Raw genomic sequence first — 19982 nt, 5'->3', positions numbered from 1 at the left:
ATATTTACCCTGTTTGTAAAACGGAAAACTATGTAACCGTTGGATCTCAAGAATCACCTTCAGAAATATTTCGGCTTTTCCAGCTTTCGTCCAGGTCAGGAGGAAGCCATCCAGTCCGTCCTTTCGGGCAAAGACACTCTCGCCATTCTCCCCACCGGAGCTGGTAAATCATTGATTTACCAATTGCCTGCAAGTTTAGAGACAAACAAGTTAACGCTCGTTATTTCGCCTTTGATCGCGCTCATGAAGGACCAAGCAGAAAGTCTTCATGCGCGCGGTATCTCCGCCGAATTTTGTAATTCGACACAAGATGAAGTGGAACAGATGAAGATCATTTCCCAAGCCGTGCGCGGGGAACTTAGAGTGCTCTTGATCTCACCAGAACGGGCAATGTCTCTCAGTTTTCTGCGTGTTTTTGCTCAGATGCATCTTGCTTACTTGGTTATAGACGAAGCACATTGCGTTTCGCAATGGGGTCATGATTTCCGTCCGGAATACAGACAAATTCATACCTTAAGAGAAAAACATCCTAAAGGTGATTTTCCAATCCTAGCTCTAACAGCCACTGCGACGGAAAAAGTCAGAACCGATGTACAAGCGGCACTTGGCATGGCCTCACCAAAAGTCGTACTCTCTACATTTTACCGTCCGAATTTAAAATTTACTGTCGAATATCCTTCCACCGAACGAGACAAAGCTGACAGATTGCTCGAGCTGTTAAGTCCTTGGAAGGAAAATCGCAAGATACCAGGGAGAGCCATCGTATACTGTGCCACCAGGAAAAAAACCGATGAGGCGTATGAATTACTCAAAGACTTTGGATTCTCTGTGGGTAAATACCATGCAGGACGAACGGATGGCATCCGAGAGCGTACACAAAATGCATACACCACAGGAAAAGTTCCAATCCTCGTAGCGACGAATGCCTTTGGAATGGGTATGGACCAACCTGACGTCCGCTTGGTGGTACATTACCAAGTGCCATCCTCACTTGAAGCTTACTACCAAGAGGCTGGACGAGCGGGACGAGATAATGCACCTGCTGAGTGCATACTCTTTTATAAGAATGCGGATGTCGCCACACAAGCCTTTATGATATCGAAAGAATCAAACTTTAAGGGTGGAGATACATTATTAAAATTTATCAAAGATTATGCGAATCAGCTGATTTGTAGGCAGGTTCAGTTGTGTGCGTATTTTGGAGAAACCATTCAGCCGTGCGGCATCTGCGATATTTGTATGCAATCTGATCTTTCTCCTGAACGAGATAAGTTCCTTAAAAACGAAGAAGTAAAGGCTCGAAAAAAAGAAGAAAAACGCACATATGATTTTGATGAAACAGAAGAAGAGGCCATTTTAGAATTTTTAAGACAGTTCCCAGCAACTTTTGGTAAGAACCTCATTGCAAAGACTCTTGCTGGAAAAAAAACGAAAGACATATTGAGATATAGACTCGAACGGAATCCGCATCATGGAAAACTGAATCGCATACCTGAAGAAGCGATTGTTGCTAAGCTAGAAGATTGGACAGAAAGAAAAAAAGTATTCGTATCAGGAAATAAATACCCAAAGTTATATTTACCACAATCCGGTCCCGTTAAACGAACGTCAGGTCGTTTGAGTGTGGATGGAACAGTGCCGGCAATAAAACCCAAAAAAGCTCCAACAGAAAACTCGCAGATTCTGAGAGATTTGATGAATTATCGAGACAAGAAATCTCGTCAACTCAAATGGAAAAAGTTTATGGTTTTCCAAAACCCAGTCCTCAAGCGAATCGCAGAAAGAAAACCTAGAAGTCTTGCAGAACTTGAAGCAACGAAGGGAGTTGGTCCCGCAAAAGTAGAAAGATTTGGAAATGATATCTTAGAAATTCTTTCAAAATGGCCTTAAAAGACAAAGAATAAGAGGAAAGATTCAATGGAAGAAAGCATCTCAGGAAAGATCGCCACCCACGAAGAGGAGTTCACGGGAACTGTCACCTATGACCTAACAACGGGCTTGATTACAAAGGTTGAGAGAACCATACTGCCAAATTCTCGAAATTTTAGCGAAGACTGCCTCATCTTTCCTGGCTTTGGAGACATCCACATCCATGCCCGCGAAGACATTTCCGGAAAACATACCTACAAGGAAGATTTTGTTTCTGCTGGTGAAGCTGCGATCAACGGAGCTGTTTTACATGTTGCTGATATGCCAAACAATCCTGTTCCGCCCATCAATGATCTCACCTACGAAGAAAAAACAAGGCTCACTCAGAAATCAAGGATTCACATCACGCTTTACGCAGGAATTGGACCAAATACATCCCCGCTTTCCAAAAAAGTTCCTTACAAAGTTTTTATGGGTCCGTCCATAGGCGAACTCTTCTTTGAAGACAATGCGTCGCTCGAAAAGGTGATTGAGAGGTATCGGGGGCAAGATGTCAGTTTTCATTGTGAAGATCCTGAAACATTAACAGCGAATAAAGCAAAACCCACGCATGAGGAGAGACGTCCGAAAGAAGCTGAGACACTAGCAACCGACTTTGCTCTCATGCTCATAGAAAAGTACGAACTAAAAGGAAAGCTATGTCACTATTCGACAAAGGATGGACTGCAAAAGATCATCGCTGCCAAAAAACGCGGAATCAATGTCACTTGCGAAGTCACTCCCACACATCTCATGTTTGATATGGACATGCTGACACCAGAAAACCATAAATGGTTTCAAATGAACCCACCACTTCGCGGTAAGGAAGACAGAATGGCAATGGTGCAAGGAATCCTTGATGGTTATATCGATTTTCTGGCAACAGATCACGCACCACATACGATTGAAGAGAAGGTTAAAGGAATCAGCGGGATATCTCAATTAGATACCTATGGTCTATTTGTAACCTATATGATATTAAATTTGAATATTCCAATACGAATGATTGCTCTCATCTGTTCAAAAAATCCTGGTGACTTTGTTAAGCCTTATCTTCCTGCCAAATACGGGTCTGGTTTCGGTGAAATTAAGGAAGGTTATGCGGCAAATTTTTCCGTTTTAAACTTAAAAAAGCCTTTTTCGTTTTCCCGACAAATGATAAAAAGTAAATCAGGCTGGTCTCCCTTCGAAGGTTTTACCTTCCCAGGTTCCATTGAAGCCGCTTACTTTTTAGGCAAAGAAATGCATGCGAAATGATGAACACGTAAATGGAATTGATCCTTCTCTTTATCCCTTTCTTTCCCAGTTTCCGAATTCCTTTCAGGTCTTCAATTGGAAAGGGGAATTTATTGAAGTTACTGATAAATTCTGTCGGTATCTCGAATTTGACAGAGCAGAAATCTTAGGAAAAAAAATTACAGATTTCCTTAAGGAAGATGATTTTGAACAATTAAATGAAGCTTTCGATGACTTAAGAAAACGAAAATCCATTGCAAATTTCGAGACAAAGCTAGTTACGAAGGCCGGTGAAGACATCTGGTTTATGTGGATCGCGATCCCTTTAGCTGATTCTAAAACCATCATTGCCATGGAACGAGACATCACGATTCAGAGAGATATTTCCTACGAATTCATTCTCCAACAACAAAAGTATAAATCCATTTTCGATAACATTCCTATGGGACTTGCGATCACTGATGAGAAAGGAAGAATCATTGAAACAAATCGGACGGCAAGAAGGTATTTTGATATTAAAGAAGGCGAGGCGTTAAATCGAACCTTAAATCTTCGAAAATATACCATGATCCAACCTAATGGTAGTAAGGTATACCCTCGCAAATCGAGCTTAATGCGTGCACTTCGTAACAAGGAAGTACTCGATGATTTAGAGCTCGGACTTATAAAAAAAGACGAGACGATTTGGTTTGAAATTCTTGCTACCCCCATTCCATTGGATGGTTTTGGATTGGCTGTAGCATTTATCGACATTTCTAAAAGGAAACAGGCGGAAGAAAAAATTGCCTATATGGCATTTTTTGACCAACTAACAAATCTTCCGAACCGAAATGCACTTATAGATAAGCTATTCCCGATCTTTGAAGAGGCCAGACGACATGGAAATCTCGTCGGTGTTCTTGTCATCGATTTAGATAACTTCAAAGTCATTAATGACTCAAAAGGTCATGAATTCGGAGATAAGATATTAAAGTTAGTTGCATTTCGAATTGCAGAGAGTGTAAGAAATTATGATCTCATATCCAGACAAGGTGGTGATGAGTTTACGATCATCCTTCCAGACTTGACTGATGAAAAGGAAGCGGCAGTCGTAGCAGAAAGTATTTTAGATGCTATGACAATTCCATTTTTATTAAGTGATGAAAAAATTTATGTCAATGTATCCATCGGACTTGCGATCTATCCAAATGATGGCAAGGATGCAGATACACTTTTAAAGAATGCCGATAGCGCATTAAACCTGGCTAAACAAAAAGGAAAAAATAGATATACCTATTTTACTGCCGAATTACAAAAGTTAGTCACAGAAAGACTTGAGTTAGAAAGTAAAATGAGATTAGCTCTAGATGAAGGGCATTTTAGCTTAGTCTTCCAACCAAAAATTGATTTAAAAACATATAAGCCTACGGGAGTGGAAGCCCTGCTCCGATGGAATTTTCCAAATCGAGGCATGATTCCACCCGAGATATTTATTCCTATTGCTGAAGAAACTGGTATGATCCTTGCCATAGGAGAATGGGTCCTTAAGCGAGCCATCCAAACTCTAAAGAGCTGGAATTTGGCTGGTATTGAAAATATTACGATGGCTGTAAATATTTCGACTAAACAATTTCGTCACGAAAAATTAACAACCGTTATCTCAGAAAATTTGCGAGAATCGAATATCAACCCTAGTTTGTTAGAGATAGAAATCACCGAGAGTGCGCTCATGGAAAATACAGACGAAGCTGTAAAAACACTCAAGGAAATACGAAATTTAGGCATCACGATAGCCATTGACGATTTCGGAACTGGATATAGCTCTCTCGGGTATTTGCGAAAATTTCCAATCTCCTGTCTAAAAATTGATAGGTCTTTTGTCTCTGAAATTACAACGGACAAAGACTCGGAGACGATCATACATGCTGTTTCAAACCTCGCACATAACTTAGGTCTAAGTGTTGTAGCTGAGGGAGCTGAAACCTTAGATCAGGTGGACCTGCTCGTTGCAGGGGGGATCGACAGCATCCAAGGATTTTACTTTTCGAAGCCACTCAATGCCGAAGATTGCCTAAAATTTCTGAAGGAAAAGCTCTCAATTTGATGTTGACCTAGCTTATGAACCGTCATTTTTAACATTTAAGGAATCCGCTTGAAACTCTCGATCCATTGGCTAAACGATTTTATTCCGCTAAATTCTATACCGTTCTCAACCGTACTAGAAAAAATCAATACCTCTATTTGTGAAATTGATGACGTAGAAAATTTCAAAGAACACCTAACAAATATCATAACTGTTAAAATTACCGCAGCAGAAAAGCATCCAAATGCAGAAAAACTTCAGGTTACAAAATGTACGGATGGTAAAAAAACTTATCAAATCGTAACGGCCGCCACAAATATTCAAGTATCCGATATCGTTCCCTTAGCTTTGCCTGGGACAAAAGTTGATGGAAAGGAAATTTTAGCCTCCGAATTGAGGGGAGTTCCCTCCGAAGGTATGTATTGTTCTGAAAAGGAACTTGGATTAGCTGATGTATCAACGGGCGTACTCGTATATCCTGACTCCACACAGATAGGAATCGGTATTAGAAAGTTATATAATTGGGAAGATACAATCTTAACGATAGACAATAAGTCCATCACGCACCGTCCCGACCTTTGGAGTCATTTTGGATTTGCTAGGGAATTGGCAGCGCAGCTAGAAATACCGATTTCTTTTGATCCACTGAAAATAAATGCGGATTCCAAGCCAGGTGAGGATGGCGTGAAAGTGATCGCCAATGACAATGCTCACGCGTATTATGCATGTTCGATTCAAAATGTAAAGGTTTCCCCATCTACGACTAAAATTAAATCTCGTTTAGAAAAATGTGGCATCCGCTCAATCAATAACGTTGTTGATGTTTCCAATTATCTTTTGTTAGAAATTGGGCAACCCACTCATTTTTTCGACCGCGACAAGTTGGAAAGTTCTGAATTTTCGGTCGACTTTGCAAAACAAGAGGAATCTTTTCCATTGTTAGATGATTCGGAACCAAAATTATCCTCAGAGGTATTATTGATTCGAAACGGAAATACACCTGTCGCTATCGCTGGTGTTATGGGAGGTAAAGAAAGTGCTGTAGGAGATCACACATCAAATATCATTCTCGAATCAGCCATCTTTAAAAGAGAGGATGTCCGAAAATCCATCCGTAAATCAGGGATTCGAACAGAATCTGCAGTTCGATATGAAAAAGGATTAGATACCTCCACTTGCCTTCCCGTAATCCATAGAGCTTTGCAGTTATTGTCTGAAAACGGAGGGAAGGACTTTCATTCCTTCACCCCGCAAGGATTCAATCATACTGCAGATAAAAAAGTTTTTATAGAAACAAATTTGGATTTTTTAAATCAAAAACTGGGCAAAGTTTTGAACATCAGTGAGATTCAAAAAATATTTGAAAGGCTATCCTTTAAATTTGAATCAAAAGACAATCAAAAAATCCGAGTAGAAGTTCCAAGACATCGTCATAATTATGATGTTACCATTGAAGAAGATTTAGTCGAAGAAATTGGACGCACTATTGGTTATGCTTCCATACCAACAAAACCACTTTCGCTAGCGATTGAAGCACTCATAAGAAATCCATTGCGTGAATTGGAAAGAAAGATCAAAGCGTATTTCTCCTCTACTATGCAGTTTCATGAAGTGTTAAATTACTCCTTTTCTTCTGAAAAGGAATCCATGATGGAGGGTATAGATGCAAAAACCATCCTCGCCATCGCAAACGAAATGTCTCCTGAACATTCTGTATTACGGGCAAGTCTTCTGCCAGGCTTGATCAGACAAGCAGCAAGTAATCAAGATCGCTTTGAATCCGTCGATCTATTCGAAATCGGTCGTACCTATCATAAGGATGGAAAAAAAGAGGACCTTGCCAGCGAGAAACGATGGTTAGGTTTTATTTCATTATCAAAATCAAAACCAAATGATCTGCATGCCATTGAAAACGAATTTGTCCAACTAAGGCATAGATTGGTGGAAGCCCTTTCTTCTTTGAACCTGAGAGATGGTTATTTTGAGCGAACTCACTTACCTCACCTTCATCCGAATGTCGCGCTTGTTTATAAAATCGAAAATACAGTCGTTGCAGAGTATGGATTATTGCATGCGAGATACTCAGACCAGTATGATCTAAAAAAGCGTGCCTTTGTAGGAAAAATCAATTTACTAGCATTGCTTGAAATTTGGGAAAGAGAAGGACGTAAAAGTCATTTCCGGTCCCCTTCCCAATTTCCACAGGGACAACTTGATGTATCGATTCTATTGGATGAAAAGGATCCGACCGAACAATATCTGGATTTGGTCACAGGTTTAAAAATTCCAGAATTAGAAACCGGATATGTTCATACAATCTTTCGAGGGGAATCGATAGGCACCCAAAAGAAATCAGTCACGTATCGATTTAAACTTATGTCTTATGAGAAAACATTCACCCAAGAGAGATTTAAGAACATCTCCGACTCTCTTGTGGATCTAGCCAAAAGCTCTGGATTTCAAATGAGATAAATTGTCTTTGACAATTACCTTTTTTTTCATTTAATCTACGTGGTCTATGCGGCGAGTTCACTTAATTACACTTTTGTGCACTTTGTTTTTTTCTTGTTCCAATCCGGAATTGCAGAAACTCATAAAGGCAGATAGCTTCACACCGCTAAAACTAAGTTATATAAAGATATCTCATTCGGCATATGCAATCGAAGACCTAGTAATCCCTTCCAATAAAAAGATTCCTTATACCGAATCTAAGAACAATAGTATGTCTCTGGGATTTCAATCTGATCCGATTTTTATCAAATTAGAAGGATTAAATCCAACATCCAATTCAAAAATCATTCTCGATCTCGGAAACTCAAATATTGATGAGGCTGTTTTGTTTGAATCGGGCAATATCGTTCCACTCAAAGTAGGAGGAGACTTTCTTCCGCACGCTGAGTGGGATGTGTTTTCAAAAAATGTTGCCTTCACATTGGATTGGCCACAGGGAACTTCAAAAACTTTTATACTTGAAACCAAAACTTCATCAAATACAAGTTATACGTTCAGATTTTATACCAAAGAAGGATTTTATTTGAAGGAGAGTTTCGAAAATATAATCCTTGGATTTTTCTACGGAACCATATTAATTATGGTCGTTTATAATTTATTCATTTACTTAATTTTGAGAGACAAGGCATACATTCTTTATTCACTTTCTATTTTTTTTAATTTAGCGCTTCAGGTCTATTTGAATGGAATATTAAACCAGCATATCACTCAACATTCTCCTTATTTACACAATCGCATCGGTAGCATGATTTTGTGTCTATCTGCTTGTTTTGGTTGGCTATTCGCAAAAAACACATTAAATCTTAAAGAGTTGAATCCAAAATCAAATCGAGTTCTAAATGTTTTTATCATTCTCACATTTACTTATTTGATATTTCCCATTTATATATTAGATTTAGGTATTCTTGTTAGGCTAAGTAACTTCATTGCACAGGTGTTTGTATTTTCAATATTCATCATAGCATTGATAAATTTTTATAACGGTAATCGTCAGGCAAAACTATTTTTATTGGGTTGGACTACCTTATTATTTGGAATTTTACTTTTTACCTTGATGCAAAACGGTCTCATTCCTGCAAATATCGTAACCATCTATTCCAATCAAATCGGCTCAACCTTGGAAGCAGGCATCCTCTCTCTTGCTCTAGCAAATAAAATCAATCAACTAAAGGAAGAGAAAGTAAAAATTCAAGAAGATGCTCTCTTACATTTAGAAGACAAAGTTAGTGAACGAACTAAAATTTTGGATGAATCTTTATTCAATATTCGTAAGGATTTGAACGTTGCAAAGAAGATCCAACAGACATTTTTTTCGGAAATCAGAACCAATGATGAGCGTATCAAATTCGAATCCTTTTATCAATCAATGAGTGAAGTTGGAGGTGATTTTTACGATATGACGCAAGTCACACCCGACCATTACCGGATTTTCGTTGCAGATGCCACTGGTCATGGCATCCAAGCAGCCTTGATAACCATGGCCATAAAGGCTGAATACGAATCCTTAAAGGTTATGTACGATCATCCTAATGATCTCATATTTCACCTGAACCAGATATTTTTTAATAAATATAGCAATGTCCAAACCATCTTTTCCTGTGCTGTATGCGATATCGATTTGAAGAAAGGCAAACTTCTGTTTGCTTCTGCCGGCCATCCTGATCAAATACATGTTCGTGTGGGAGAGAAAAAATTATTATCGAGAACTGGGCGTATCATTGGACTTGTAGATCATGCTTCCTACAGATCAGTGGAGATGTATATAGAAGAAGGAGACCGAATCTATTTATATACAGATGGAATTTTTGAACAATTTGATTCGGAGAGAGAAATTTTTGGAGAGGATAGAGTCTACGAACATTTTATTGAATCCGATAGATTGACACTTGCTGAAAGTATCAAGACTCTCCTCCAAAAATTAAATCATTTCACAAAGTACAATACCCATCAAGATGACATTACGATCGTAGGATGCGAAATCGGCAGGTTTCAATAACTAAATATGAATTTACCAAAGTTTGATACACCTTTCCTTCACGAAAAGGCAACTGCCTTCGGGATGATCACTTATGGAAATTCTGTCTCAATCTGGCCAGGTGCTGTAATTCGCGCGGACATGAATACGATCACCTTAGGTGATTATGTGAACATTCAGGACAATTCGACCCTTCACACAGATTCTAAATCACCTATCAGTCTAGGAGCATGGACTCTTGTTGGCCATAATGCAATGATACATGGTTGTACCATCGGTAGAGGCGTTCTCATTGGAATTGGATCCATAATTTTGGATAAGGCGATCATTGGCGATGGATGCCAAATTGCTGCCGGTTGTTTGGTACGAGGGGGGAAAAAAATTCCTCCTAGATCTCTCGTAGTCCCGAGTAACGGAGACATTAAAATCTATGAAGGAAAGGCAAAACCGGAACTCACCGTTGCTGGCTGTATTGAGTACGCACATCTCGCCATGCGATTTCAAGAAGGGATTTTTAAACCGTTTACAGAAGAAGAAGAAAAAAACTTTGTCTTAGATGCGAAACAAATTCTGAATGATCTGAATATTTAATTTTTTACTTTCTTCCTTCCTTAATTTTTTTTGCAAAGTCTCTTGCATTTTCGATTCGAAGTTTGCCTTCATTGAATCGTCTAATCTCAGTTTCACTTTCTAAAATTAATTCGGGAACTGCGGTGGGTCTTTTGTTTTCATCTAGAGCAACAAAGGAAAGGTAAGCAGTCGTAGCTCTTACACTTTCTCCTGTATACGGATTTTCGCGATTAACCTGCACTCCGATTTCCATGGATGTTCTGCCCACATAATTAACCATAGCTAGTAGATGGACATGATCTCCAATTTGGATTGGCGAGATAAAGTTCACCCGATCTATGCTGACAGTCACGGACTCTTTTTCTGAATGTCGTTGTGCTGCCATCACGGCAATCAAATCGATCCAAGACATGATCGCACCACCGAAGGCTGTACCGTAATGGTTGGCATCATCGGGCAAAACGATATGGCGAGTTTCTACAGCAGATTCTTTGGGGGATTTTGCTTTCATGATAATGCCACCAATGACAAATATAATTTTACTGTCATTGGCTCTGATTCTGATTTATCTCATTTCTTACTTGAACTTTTCTCTTCTTTCTTGGCCTGTTTTTTGGCCTCTTTTGCTGCTTTTTTGTCCTCTTTTTTATCTTCTTTTTCGGACTTTTTTTGTTCATGGAAGGCTTTCATTTCATCCATAGTCACAGAACCATCTGCATCTTTATCGAGTTCCGTAAAATGAGTATCATGAAATTTTTGCCATTCTTCTTTAGAAACTTTGCTGTCTCCATTGGCATCCATCTTTTTAAAATGACCACCTTTGCCCATTCCCATTCCCTCATGATCATGAGCAGAAACACTCGTAGTAACTAAGAACAATAGGCTTACCATGAAACTGAAAATTTTATACATATTTGACCCTCTAGCAAAACTATACTTTAGAAAAAATGACATGTCAAGTGGAGTATGTCCCTCATTGGAAATCTGTGGCAACCTAAGGAATGAATTTTTTCCACCATCTTTCCCAAAGAGTTTCTTCCTTAGATTTTACTAGCTGCCCAAACTTTGGTGTTAACAACTTAATGTTGTGTTTAATGGATTGTTCCTCAAGTTTTTCGATGGGCTCATACCAACTATGTAGGGAAAGATCAAACATTCCCCAATGAACAGGTACTAATTGTTTCCCGCGTAAATCTAAGAATGCCTGTGCTGTCTCCTCGGGCAATACATGGACGGCTCGCCAGTTTTCATTGTACTGGCCATTTTCAATGAACGTGATATCAAAAGGGCCGTATGTATCTCCTATCTTTTTAAAATGTTCGTCATAACCAGAATCACCACTAAAATACATTCGTTCTGTTTTTCCGATCAATACCCATGAACCCCACAAAGTCTGATTTGCGTTGAACCCTTTCCTACCCGAGAAATGCTGCGCAGGTGTACATACAATTTCAATGTCATCGATTTGAAGGGAATCCCACCAATCTAGTTCTGTTAGTCGATCATCAGGGATTCCCCACTCTTTCAAGTGAGAAATGACTCCTAGGGGAGTGATGAACTTCGTCGTTTTCGTCTTAAAGAATTTTACGGTTTCCATATCCAAATGATCATAATGGTCGTGTGATAAAATGATGTAATCCACAGGTGGCATCTCCTCGAGCTTTAAGACGGCATCTTGGAATCGTTTGACCATAAAACTATAAGGAGCCGCAGAAGCCGAAAAGACAGGGTCAAACAGAATAATTTTGCCTTCCAGATTCAAAAGAAAGGTAGAATGCCCAAACCAAATGAATTTCATCCCCTTTTCTTTTTTTAAAAATTCTACGAGGTCGGGTTTTAGTTCCGGTAGCTTTTCCTTTGGCCTTTGGTTTTCATCTCCACCAAATAAGAAGCGTACCATAAGCGTGAACATATTTTGGTTTTCACGCATCTTCTCTAAGATGTCCGGGCGCCGATTTACAAATTGCTCCCTCTCCTTGTCATAATGAGTTGATTTCTGGATTTTTTCCAGATGGGAGCCATTCGGATCTTTACCAAAAGCGGAACATTGGAGAAAGAATGAGAAGAGACAAATGTTATAAAATATGAGAAGGCAGGCCTTGGTGCGCATGAAAGCTCCGAAACGTGTGGATTTGTACGTAGAGTTTGACTGGCATAGGAAGGAGAAAATTGTACTTTTTTCGAGGCTTAAGAATCGAAATTTTGCATTGAACCTTCTGCATCCGATAAGATAATGAGAGAAGAAAAATACTAAAATTTATGAAAACGAATGTATATCTCAGCTTCCTCTCTTCCATGATCCTTGTTTGTTTTTCCTGCAAACAAGTCGCCGTGGATGATAAGCTTTCGCTCCTATCGTTTTTAGCAAATTCCACAACGGCGACTTCAAGTACAGTTTCCATCAGTGTGGTTGGATCTTCTGGCATCCAAATCAGTGCCAGTTCTTTGAGTTTGACTCATGGAACGAATACAAATTTTTCCATCCGTCTTGCTAGCCAGCCTTCCACCGATGTTACCATTGCGTTTTCCTTTAATGGCAGCAAAGTGCGTGCAAATGGCAGCACTACCTCACCTGTCAACCTTACTTTTACTACTTCCAATTATGGAACTTTACAAAGTTTAACATTAACGATGTTATCTAACGCAAATGATACGGATACGCTATCTATTGCGACAACTAGCATTGATTCCAATTATAATGGATTGTCCAGAAGCATCAGCATGACTTTGAATGCCTCTGCCGTGCCAACCTACACGATTGGCGGGACGCTCACGCAACTTGGTCCTTCTACTGTCGTATTACAAAATAATGGAGCGGATAATCTTTCCTTAACGTCGAATGGCAGCTTTACCTTTTCCAGTTCCATCGCCTCTGGTGGCACGTATTCGGTTTCTGTTCTTACGCAACCTTCAGGTCAGAACTGTATTGTCAGCTCTCCGACTGGCACTGTAAGTTCTGCAAATGTTACAAGCGTACTCGTGACTTGCACGGGAAATAGTAATGGTGCACTCTCGAGCGGCACGATCATGAATGCTTTGCCAACGCTTGGTGCAGGAGGTGTGTCAACATTTGTGGGACCCGCTTGCTGTACAGGTAGCAGCGGTTATGTTGACTCAACGATTGTATCGAATGTAAGATTCAATGCACCGTCCGCCATCACAACGGATGGATACAATCTCTACATTGCAGATCGGGACAATCATAAGATTCGAAAGGTGGTCATCGCCACGGGAGCGACTACCACTCTTGCAGGCTCAAGCCAAGGAAATTTTGACGCAACGGGAACATCCGCTCAATTTGACACACCCCGTGGTGTGACAACTGATGGCGTCTATGTTTACGTATCCGATGATGGTAACAATGCGATCCGCAGGGTCGAGATCACCACTGGCATCGTCACCACTATGAACACAGGCGGCATCACGACGCCACGTGGAATGACGATCTACAATAATAATTTATATATTACAGATGGTGGATCCTCTCCAAGACGACTCGTACAAATGAGTCTCTCCTCACCCTATACCGTAACAACCGTTATCAATTCTGGGTTGAGTGGCCCACGAGGCATCATCTTACTTGGAACCGACATCTATATCTCGGACTTTTCCGATCATACCATCAAAAAAACCACGATTGGCACTTGGACTGTTTCTACGTTTGCTGGGACAAGCGCCACCTCAGGCAATGTAGATGGCACAGGCACGGGTGCCCAATTCAATAGCCCTGATGGAATCACTACCGATGGCGCAAGTCTATTCGTGGTGCAGGAAGGAACAGACCAACTGCGTAAGATCACCGTTCCAGGGGCTGTGGTGTCGACATTGGCAGGAGATGGAACTTCTGGTTATGTCAATTCGGGAACTTCCACTTCTGCTCGGTTTAATAACCCAAGAGGCCTCACGAGTGATGGCTCCGCAGTCTATGTGATGGACCGCGGCAATCACGTAATACGCAAAATCAATTGAAGGATCTTTCAAAATCGCAAGCAACCACTTGCTAAAATGAAATTTTCGCTCCGACGTTTGCCGAGTATAAATCCGGTCCACCGTACAGCCCTTCCACGATGATCTTCAAAAGATATACATCTGCTTCGAGACCGACGATCCCGTAGCCAATACTTCTGCGCGTGCTAGAATTTCCGCTCACCGTTAATCCGAGAACGCCATTTGTACTTGTGGAGAGGAGAGTGGTATCCAATATATTTTGGTATTGCCTCGGGATATTGATATCCGAACTCGGTTGGATGGAAAATACACCAACTCGCGCGAGAGAAATGGAGCTTTCTCCTGTATTCCAGCTATAACCTCCACCAACAATCACATTCAAAAACCAGAATATTCCGATTCCGGTTCGAATATCAGCATGAGTGGTTCTAATATTTGTTTTATAGGCAAAGTTTGTATCTCCTCCCCATTTAGCGGTGATTAAATTAGTTTGGAATGTGGATGCGGATCCCTCTTTATATACTAAAGAAAAATTCTCCTCCATCCTATGGTGACCGATACCAACATTGATCCCATTCCAAGTGAACATATTCTTTAAAAACCCGATCTTTTCGATTGCTTGAAATCTGAGCATTCCCCCATAACTCTTAATAGCGATCCGGCTATCATAACTCTTACTGTCTGCTAGAGTATCCAAAGTTTTTTGTGGAACGACTCCGTTCATTCCGTGCAAAAAAATTCCAAAACGGCGGCTCCAATGGTGTTCATCGAATCCTAAAATCCAGCCTGGATTCAAATCAATGGTGATGTTAGGAATGGCTGATCCTCCCACATTAGGAAGTTTTGGTAATTTTAAATTTGGTTCTTGGATGGTAATATCTTCTTTTTTATATCCAGCGGCAGAAAGATTGGCACCGAATTGAATGCGACGTACAGTTCCAGTTCCAACATTCGAAGTACCAATATTTGCTAAAAAGCCTGCCTCTGTATTCGTTTTCATCACTTCATTTAAATAATTTTTTTGAATATTATAATACGTCGTATTATAAGAATTCGTAAGTCCTGTCGGCAGTAAATTGCAAGCGCTACCCGTGCAGGTAAATTGAGCATGCAAGTTTTCACGCGGAATAATCCAGACAGTCATTGCAAATGCAAAGAGAATTAGTTTCTTCATTGATTCATCCTTCGATACTCTCAACAGTTCAAATCGTTCATTTTCACACGGAAATTCAGTTTCTAAATAAATTCTCTCCATTTTTAACGGGTATGTACTAAACCCCTACGACAAAAGAGGTCTCAAAATTTGCCTAACTGGACATATTTGACACACATAATACAAGTATCAAAGACATGGTTCACAAACTTCTGAGCGAGCTTTTCATTTTCGCGATGTAAATTTTTTTAATTCTTGATTTAATATGTACACATACTATATATATACATATAATAGGAATGCTTATGATAATGAACACTTATACTTACACCACAAAAGAGATCACACAAAATCAAATCTGGACTTTGATGACTGATGTGAACCAATGGAAAAACTGGGATGTCACTCTCGAAAAATCAGAAATGAAAGATGCTTTTGAGGCAGGAAATTTTTTTATGATACGTCCGTCTGGTGGTCCCGACGTGAAAATCCAATTGATCGATGTGAAACCGAAATCTTATTTTAAGGATTTTACAAAATTTCCTTTGGCAAAAATGTACGGGGAACATTTTTATGAAAATACTCCTGAGGGATTAAAGATTACGATCACCATGTCCATTTCTGGACCGCTTGCATTTCTATGGAACCAGATCGTCATGAAAGATATCGTAAGACATCTACCTGAAGATGTAAAAACGCAGATCCATGAAGCAAAAAAAATCAGTTAATATAAAAGCAAGTGGCGACTTTAGTGTCGAGAAGGCAGAGGATAGTTCTGGTTTTTTACTCTGGCAGGTGACAAGTCTTTGGCAAAGAGAGATTCGAAACACGCTCGAGCCGCTTGCCTTAACACATTCTCAGTTTGTTTTACTCGCCAGTATCTTGTGGTTGAGCCTACAGCAAAAGGAAGTCACGCAAGTCTTATTATCCGATCATACCAAAATTGATCCGATGACAACTTCGACAGTCATTCGAACTTTGATGCAAAAAGGATATGTGGATCGACGCGAGCACAGTACAGATACCCGCGCAAAATCAGTTCGTTTGACCACAGGTGGAGAAAAAATTACCAAAGTAGCTATCAAGAAGATCGAGTCTTTTGATCATGATTTTTTTTCGGTTCTAGGCCCAGCAAAACAGGACTTAAATTTGAAACTTCAAATGTTGCTATCAAGAAGCTAAGATCGGCAAGCTCACCTTACAGATGACTTTTGTCGTAGGCTTTTCTTTCAAATTTAAATGATCGATAATATTTTTAATCTCTATTTTTCCTTGAAATCTTTTAATGACCGCATCTGCTTTTGTTAGACCTAATCCAAAGTCCAAAGTCTTGTATTCGTCATATACAAAACGAGTGAGACGATAGAAAGGCTCAAAAACTAAGTTTTCATAAGGAAGGGGAATGCCTTCAATACGATCAGCCGTAGCGACTGGTGTATTATAAACGGCGATAACAAGGTTTCCAGATTCGATATAAATTAAGATATGGATGGCTGTCTCAGCAACTGAAAACTTACAGGCATTGGTTAAAATTTCTGTGATTGTATTCTTCAATAAGTTTCTGTGTATGTTGACATTAAAACTATCGAAGGTCGCCTTTTTTTCGCTTAGGAAAATTGTTTGGTTTTTGATGCCAGCTATCTTTGAGAGTTCGACTAAAATATTTTTGCAATCTTCGTAGATCACTCCAACGGAAACTCTTTCTAGATCGATATTCCCGTTTAAAATCGTTTCGATTTCTGAAAAGGTATCCAGAGCTTTTTCTGCCATCTCCGTATTTGTTTGTATCAATTCCATAAAAGATGCTTCGATTTTAAAAAAATCGCCTTCTCTCGTGGAAAAATCAGAAATCATTTTTAATAGAGTCACGAGCGCCCCAAATCCGGCACCTTGATTGAAACTGGTTTTTAAACTTTCAAATAAGGTTTGGTTTATATTCTTAAGCTTTCCCGTGCCTCCACTTCTCTCCTTCCATTGAACCCAGTCAAGGTGACCTTCGAGTCTAAGCTCTCGTTCTCGTTTGGTGATCCGGTCAAGTCTTTTCATGGAGTGCATTTCAAAAGCTCGATTTAGTTTTAATGCCAGCTCTTCTGTTTCAATGGGTTTTGTGATGTAATCGTGAATCCCTTTTTTCATAATCTCAATGATGAGAGATGATTCTGAATGGCTTGTGAGCACGATGATGAGAGGTTCTTCTTCGCCTTCTTTCAGAAAATCGATGAGCTGGCTTCCATTCATCTCCGGCATATCATAATCCGTTAAGACAATAGGATAAGGATTTAAGTTATAAGCTTCTATAGCTTGTCTGCCATTTTCAACATGGGTCACTTGGAAACCTAAGGAAACTAAAGAATGAATTAATAGCTTGGCGGATATGAGATCATCCTCTGCAAAGAGGATTCGTTTTTCATTATGAACGGGAGACATTTATATAGGAACCTCAATATAGAATTGATTTCCAGAGATCCGATTTAAGGTCACTTTTCCCTTGAGCTGGCGTATCATCATGCTAATGAGATTGAGTCCAAAGCCAACGGAATGTTCGAGATCAACATTTGGATCCATGGAAATGCCATCATCTGAATATTCAATATGTAAGTATCCCTCTTTCTCCTTTGCCGAGAAGGAGATTTTACCAGAACGCCTTCCCTCGAAGGAATATTTCATAGAATTTGTGATGAGCTCATTGAGGATGATGCCCAGTGAGGAAATTTTGGTGGGATCGAGTAAGAGGGAATCCACTTCGACCATTGTTTCAATTTTGATCTTGCTTGGAAAAATCTTTAGGATTTCTGCAATTAAAGCGGGGAAATATACACTGATCAACAATTTATCCGTACGTTCGGAACGATACAACTTATCATACAAAAGCAACATGCTTTTCACACGATTGGAAGCATCCACAAGGATTGTTTCCTGAGTGGAATCAGCCTGCAAGGTAGCCTCAAGCCTGAGCAAACTGTAAATCGTATTCATATTATTTTTGATACGGTGGTGTACCTCTATCAAAATAATTTCTTTCTCACTTAAAAGTTTTTGAATTTTTTCCTCTGCTTCTTTAATCGCCGTTATGTCGGTTCGAATCGCAAGATACCTATCAATCTCTCCTTGTGCATTTTTTAAAGGAGAGATTGTCGTCGAAACCCAGTAATGGGTTCCATCCTTTGCTCGATTTTTGATTTCTCCATGCCAGGTATTCCCATTCTTAATGGTTTGGTACATGCTCTTAAAAAACTCGGGGCCATGGTGGCCAGAATTGATGATACGATGATTGTTACCAAGTAGATCGTGCCGGGAATACTGACTGATTTCACAAAATCTTTGGTTCGCATAAATTATTTTACCTGATAGATCTGTCATGGCAACGATGGCATGCTGGTCAATGGCTGACTGTACCTGTTCTAACTCAAAAAAAGATTCCTCAAGTTTGATTTCGGCGAGCCTCCTGTCAGTGATATCAAGCGCTGTACCGTGCGTTCCTATGATTTCACCACCAGCATCGAAGATGGGAGTAGTATGAAATTCGATATATCGACGTTGTCCCTGCTTTGTTAAAAATATGGTTTCATAAGCATCCGAAACGACTACCTTGTCACGACTGAATTTCTCAATGGCTTCTTGATCTCGTACCAAAACCTCGCTTGGTTTGAAATCTGAATGAGACCGATCCATCATTTCTTCCCTGGTGTATCCGAGAATTTTTTCCCAGGCGGGATTCAGATAGGTAAAACGATATTCTAAATCACAGCTCCAAACAAGAGTGGAGGTGTTTTCAACCAATAGATAGTAATTTGCCTCTGTGGATTGCAATTGGCTTTCCAATTGTTTTTGGCTCGTGATGTCTTGGCAGGTTCCCAGACTGCGGATCGAATTTCCGTTTTCATCATAGGACCATTGGCAGGTTTCTCTCACCCACTTGATTTTCTTTTCTCCGACAAGAATGCGGTGGTCGAGTTCGTAAGGTGTTTGATTTTGCCGGGAGACAAGGTAGGTCTGCATGACCATATCGCGGTCATCAGGATGGACGCGAGTGGTAAAAAAATCTAGATCCAAATGGATTTCGTTAGGATCAATCTCAAAAATTTCATAGGTTTTCCTACACCAAAATAAGGATCCATCCCTATGGTCCACTTCCCATTGGCCAATTTTTGCGACATCTTTGAGCAACTCATAATTGGTTTTGAAAGCGGTGTCAGGGCCCTCGCCTGTTATCTCACAGGCGACGATTTGCACCAATCCGTTTTCTATCGATATGTTTCCTCTTAAAAGTAAGGATACCACCTGACCACCTATCAGGTTCCAGGCGACATGACAGGATTCTGGTTCCTTTCCCTCTAGGATCATTTTGAAAAATGTATGGTAATCTTGTTTCGATTCGAAACGAACGAACTCGTCTAATCTGATTTTAGAAAGGTCCGCATCCGTTTGGCTCATCAGCACTCTCGCGCGCTGTGTGACGGAGTGAATGTATCCATCAGGCGTGATCCAAAAAATCGCGACTGGCAAAGATTCTAATGCGAGATTCCCCCCCTCCCATACCTGTTCTAAGCGACGATCTTTCATAAAGCCAGGTACGTATGTACCGAAATTGAAATTTTAAATCCAGAACTTTTTTTAAT

The 19982-nt window shown here is 40.0% G+C and carries 15 protein-coding genes; 9 read left to right on the top strand and 6 right to left on the bottom strand.

Translation table 11 applies throughout. The features are described from left to right. Nucleotides 1-39 precede the first annotated feature (39 nt). The 6 genes from EHQ58_RS17585 (at nucleotide 40) to EHQ58_RS17560 (ending at nucleotide 10283) form a co-directional block, all read left to right on the top strand. The gene (locus EHQ58_RS17585; RefSeq protein ID WP_135625333.1) at nucleotides 40-1890 is read left to right on the top strand and encodes a RecQ family ATP-dependent DNA helicase; all 1851 of its coding nucleotides are present in this window, start codon (nucleotides 40-42) and stop codon (nucleotides 1888-1890) included. Nucleotides 1891-1917: 27 nt separating this feature from the next. Then, nucleotides 1918-3165 (top strand): amidohydrolase family protein, encoded by a 1248-nt coding sequence (locus EHQ58_RS17580; protein ID WP_135625332.1) that lies wholly within the window; start codon nucleotides 1918-1920, stop codon nucleotides 3163-3165. Then, on the top strand, nucleotides 3155-5227 hold the full coding sequence (locus tag EHQ58_RS17575) for a bifunctional diguanylate cyclase/phosphodiesterase (protein ID WP_135625330.1): 2073 nt from the start codon (nucleotides 3155-3157) through the stop codon (nucleotides 5225-5227). Before EHQ58_RS17580 ends, EHQ58_RS17575 begins: the two co-directional genes overlap by 11 nt. A 48-nt stretch (nucleotides 5228-5275) precedes the next feature. Beyond that, complete coding sequence (gene pheT, locus EHQ58_RS17570) at nucleotides 5276-7678, top strand: phenylalanine--tRNA ligase subunit beta (protein WP_135625328.1); 2403 nt, start codon at nucleotides 5276-5278, stop codon at nucleotides 7676-7678. Nucleotides 7679-7787: 109 nt separating this feature from the next. Next, nucleotides 7788-9713 (top strand): PP2C family protein-serine/threonine phosphatase, encoded by a 1926-nt coding sequence (locus EHQ58_RS17565; protein ID WP_342776267.1) that lies wholly within the window; start codon nucleotides 7788-7790, stop codon nucleotides 9711-9713. 6 nt (nucleotides 9714-9719) lie between these two features. Further along, the gene (locus tag EHQ58_RS17560) at nucleotides 9720-10283 is read left to right on the top strand and encodes a gamma carbonic anhydrase family protein (RefSeq protein WP_135625324.1); all 564 of its coding nucleotides are present in this window, start codon (nucleotides 9720-9722) and stop codon (nucleotides 10281-10283) included. 4 nt (nucleotides 10284-10287) lie between these two features. Here EHQ58_RS17560 and EHQ58_RS17555 read toward each other — a convergent pair whose 3' ends face one another. From EHQ58_RS17555 to EHQ58_RS17545, 3 genes are all read right to left on the bottom strand, one after another. Continuing rightward, complete coding sequence (locus EHQ58_RS17555; protein ID WP_135625323.1) at nucleotides 10288-10773, bottom strand: acyl-CoA thioesterase; 486 nt, start codon at nucleotides 10771-10773, stop codon at nucleotides 10288-10290. 59 nt (nucleotides 10774-10832) lie between these two features. Then, nucleotides 10833-11174, bottom strand: a complete 342-nt coding sequence (locus EHQ58_RS17550; RefSeq protein ID WP_135625321.1) for an EF-hand domain-containing protein — start codon at nucleotides 11172-11174, stop codon at nucleotides 10833-10835. An 82-nt stretch (nucleotides 11175-11256) separates the two neighbouring features. Continuing rightward, the gene (locus tag EHQ58_RS17545; RefSeq protein WP_135625319.1) at nucleotides 11257-12372 is read right to left on the bottom strand and encodes an MBL fold metallo-hydrolase; all 1116 of its coding nucleotides are present in this window, start codon (nucleotides 12370-12372) and stop codon (nucleotides 11257-11259) included. Nucleotides 12373-12521: 149 nt separating this feature from the next. Between EHQ58_RS17545 and EHQ58_RS17540 the strand changes: the two genes are divergently transcribed. Further along, the gene (locus tag EHQ58_RS17540) at nucleotides 12522-14231 is read left to right on the top strand and encodes an NHL repeat-containing protein (RefSeq protein WP_135625317.1); all 1710 of its coding nucleotides are present in this window, start codon (nucleotides 12522-12524) and stop codon (nucleotides 14229-14231) included. A 31-nt stretch (nucleotides 14232-14262) separates the two neighbouring features. Here EHQ58_RS17540 and EHQ58_RS17535 read toward each other — a convergent pair whose 3' ends face one another. Then, the gene (locus EHQ58_RS17535) at nucleotides 14263-15384 is read right to left on the bottom strand and encodes an Lsa36 family surface (lipo)protein (RefSeq protein ID WP_135625315.1); all 1122 of its coding nucleotides are present in this window, start codon (nucleotides 15382-15384) and stop codon (nucleotides 14263-14265) included. 284 nt (nucleotides 15385-15668) lie between these two features. Here EHQ58_RS17535 and EHQ58_RS17530 point away from each other — a divergent pair, with 284 nt between their 5' ends. Together EHQ58_RS17530 and EHQ58_RS17525 are read left to right on the top strand one after the other, a co-directional pair. Next, entirely contained in the window at nucleotides 15669-16091 is a 423-nt protein-coding gene (locus EHQ58_RS17530) for an SRPBCC family protein (protein ID WP_135625313.1), read from the top strand. Then, a complete protein-coding gene (locus EHQ58_RS17525; protein WP_135625311.1) occupies nucleotides 16069-16545 on the top strand; it encodes a MarR family winged helix-turn-helix transcriptional regulator in 477 nt (158 codons plus the stop codon). The genes EHQ58_RS17530 and EHQ58_RS17525 overlap by 23 nt, the downstream gene beginning before the upstream one ends. On the opposite strand, the gene EHQ58_RS17520 is transcribed toward EHQ58_RS17525, so the two are convergent. Together EHQ58_RS17520 and EHQ58_RS17515 are read right to left on the bottom strand one after the other, a co-directional pair. Further along, nucleotides 16534-17790 carry an ATP-binding response regulator gene (locus EHQ58_RS17520; protein ID WP_135625309.1) on the bottom strand — a complete coding sequence of 419 codons (1257 nt, stop codon included), beginning with the start codon at nucleotides 17788-17790 and terminating at the stop codon, nucleotides 16534-16536. The genes EHQ58_RS17525 and EHQ58_RS17520 overlap by 12 nt on opposite strands. Next, nucleotides 17791-19926, bottom strand: coding sequence for a PAS domain S-box protein (locus EHQ58_RS17515; RefSeq protein WP_135625307.1), 2136 nt, complete (start codon nucleotides 19924-19926; stop codon nucleotides 17791-17793). Between the last annotated feature and the right edge of the window lie 56 nt (nucleotides 19927-19982).

Origin of the sequence: Leptospira ognonensis, assembly GCF_004770745.1 — a bacterium.
Classification (GTDB): domain Bacteria; phylum Spirochaetota; class Leptospiria; order Leptospirales; family Leptospiraceae; genus Leptospira_A; species Leptospira_A ognonensis.
Note: the sequence above shows the minus strand (reverse complement) of the source record. Positions and strands in the feature narration are given on the sequence as shown.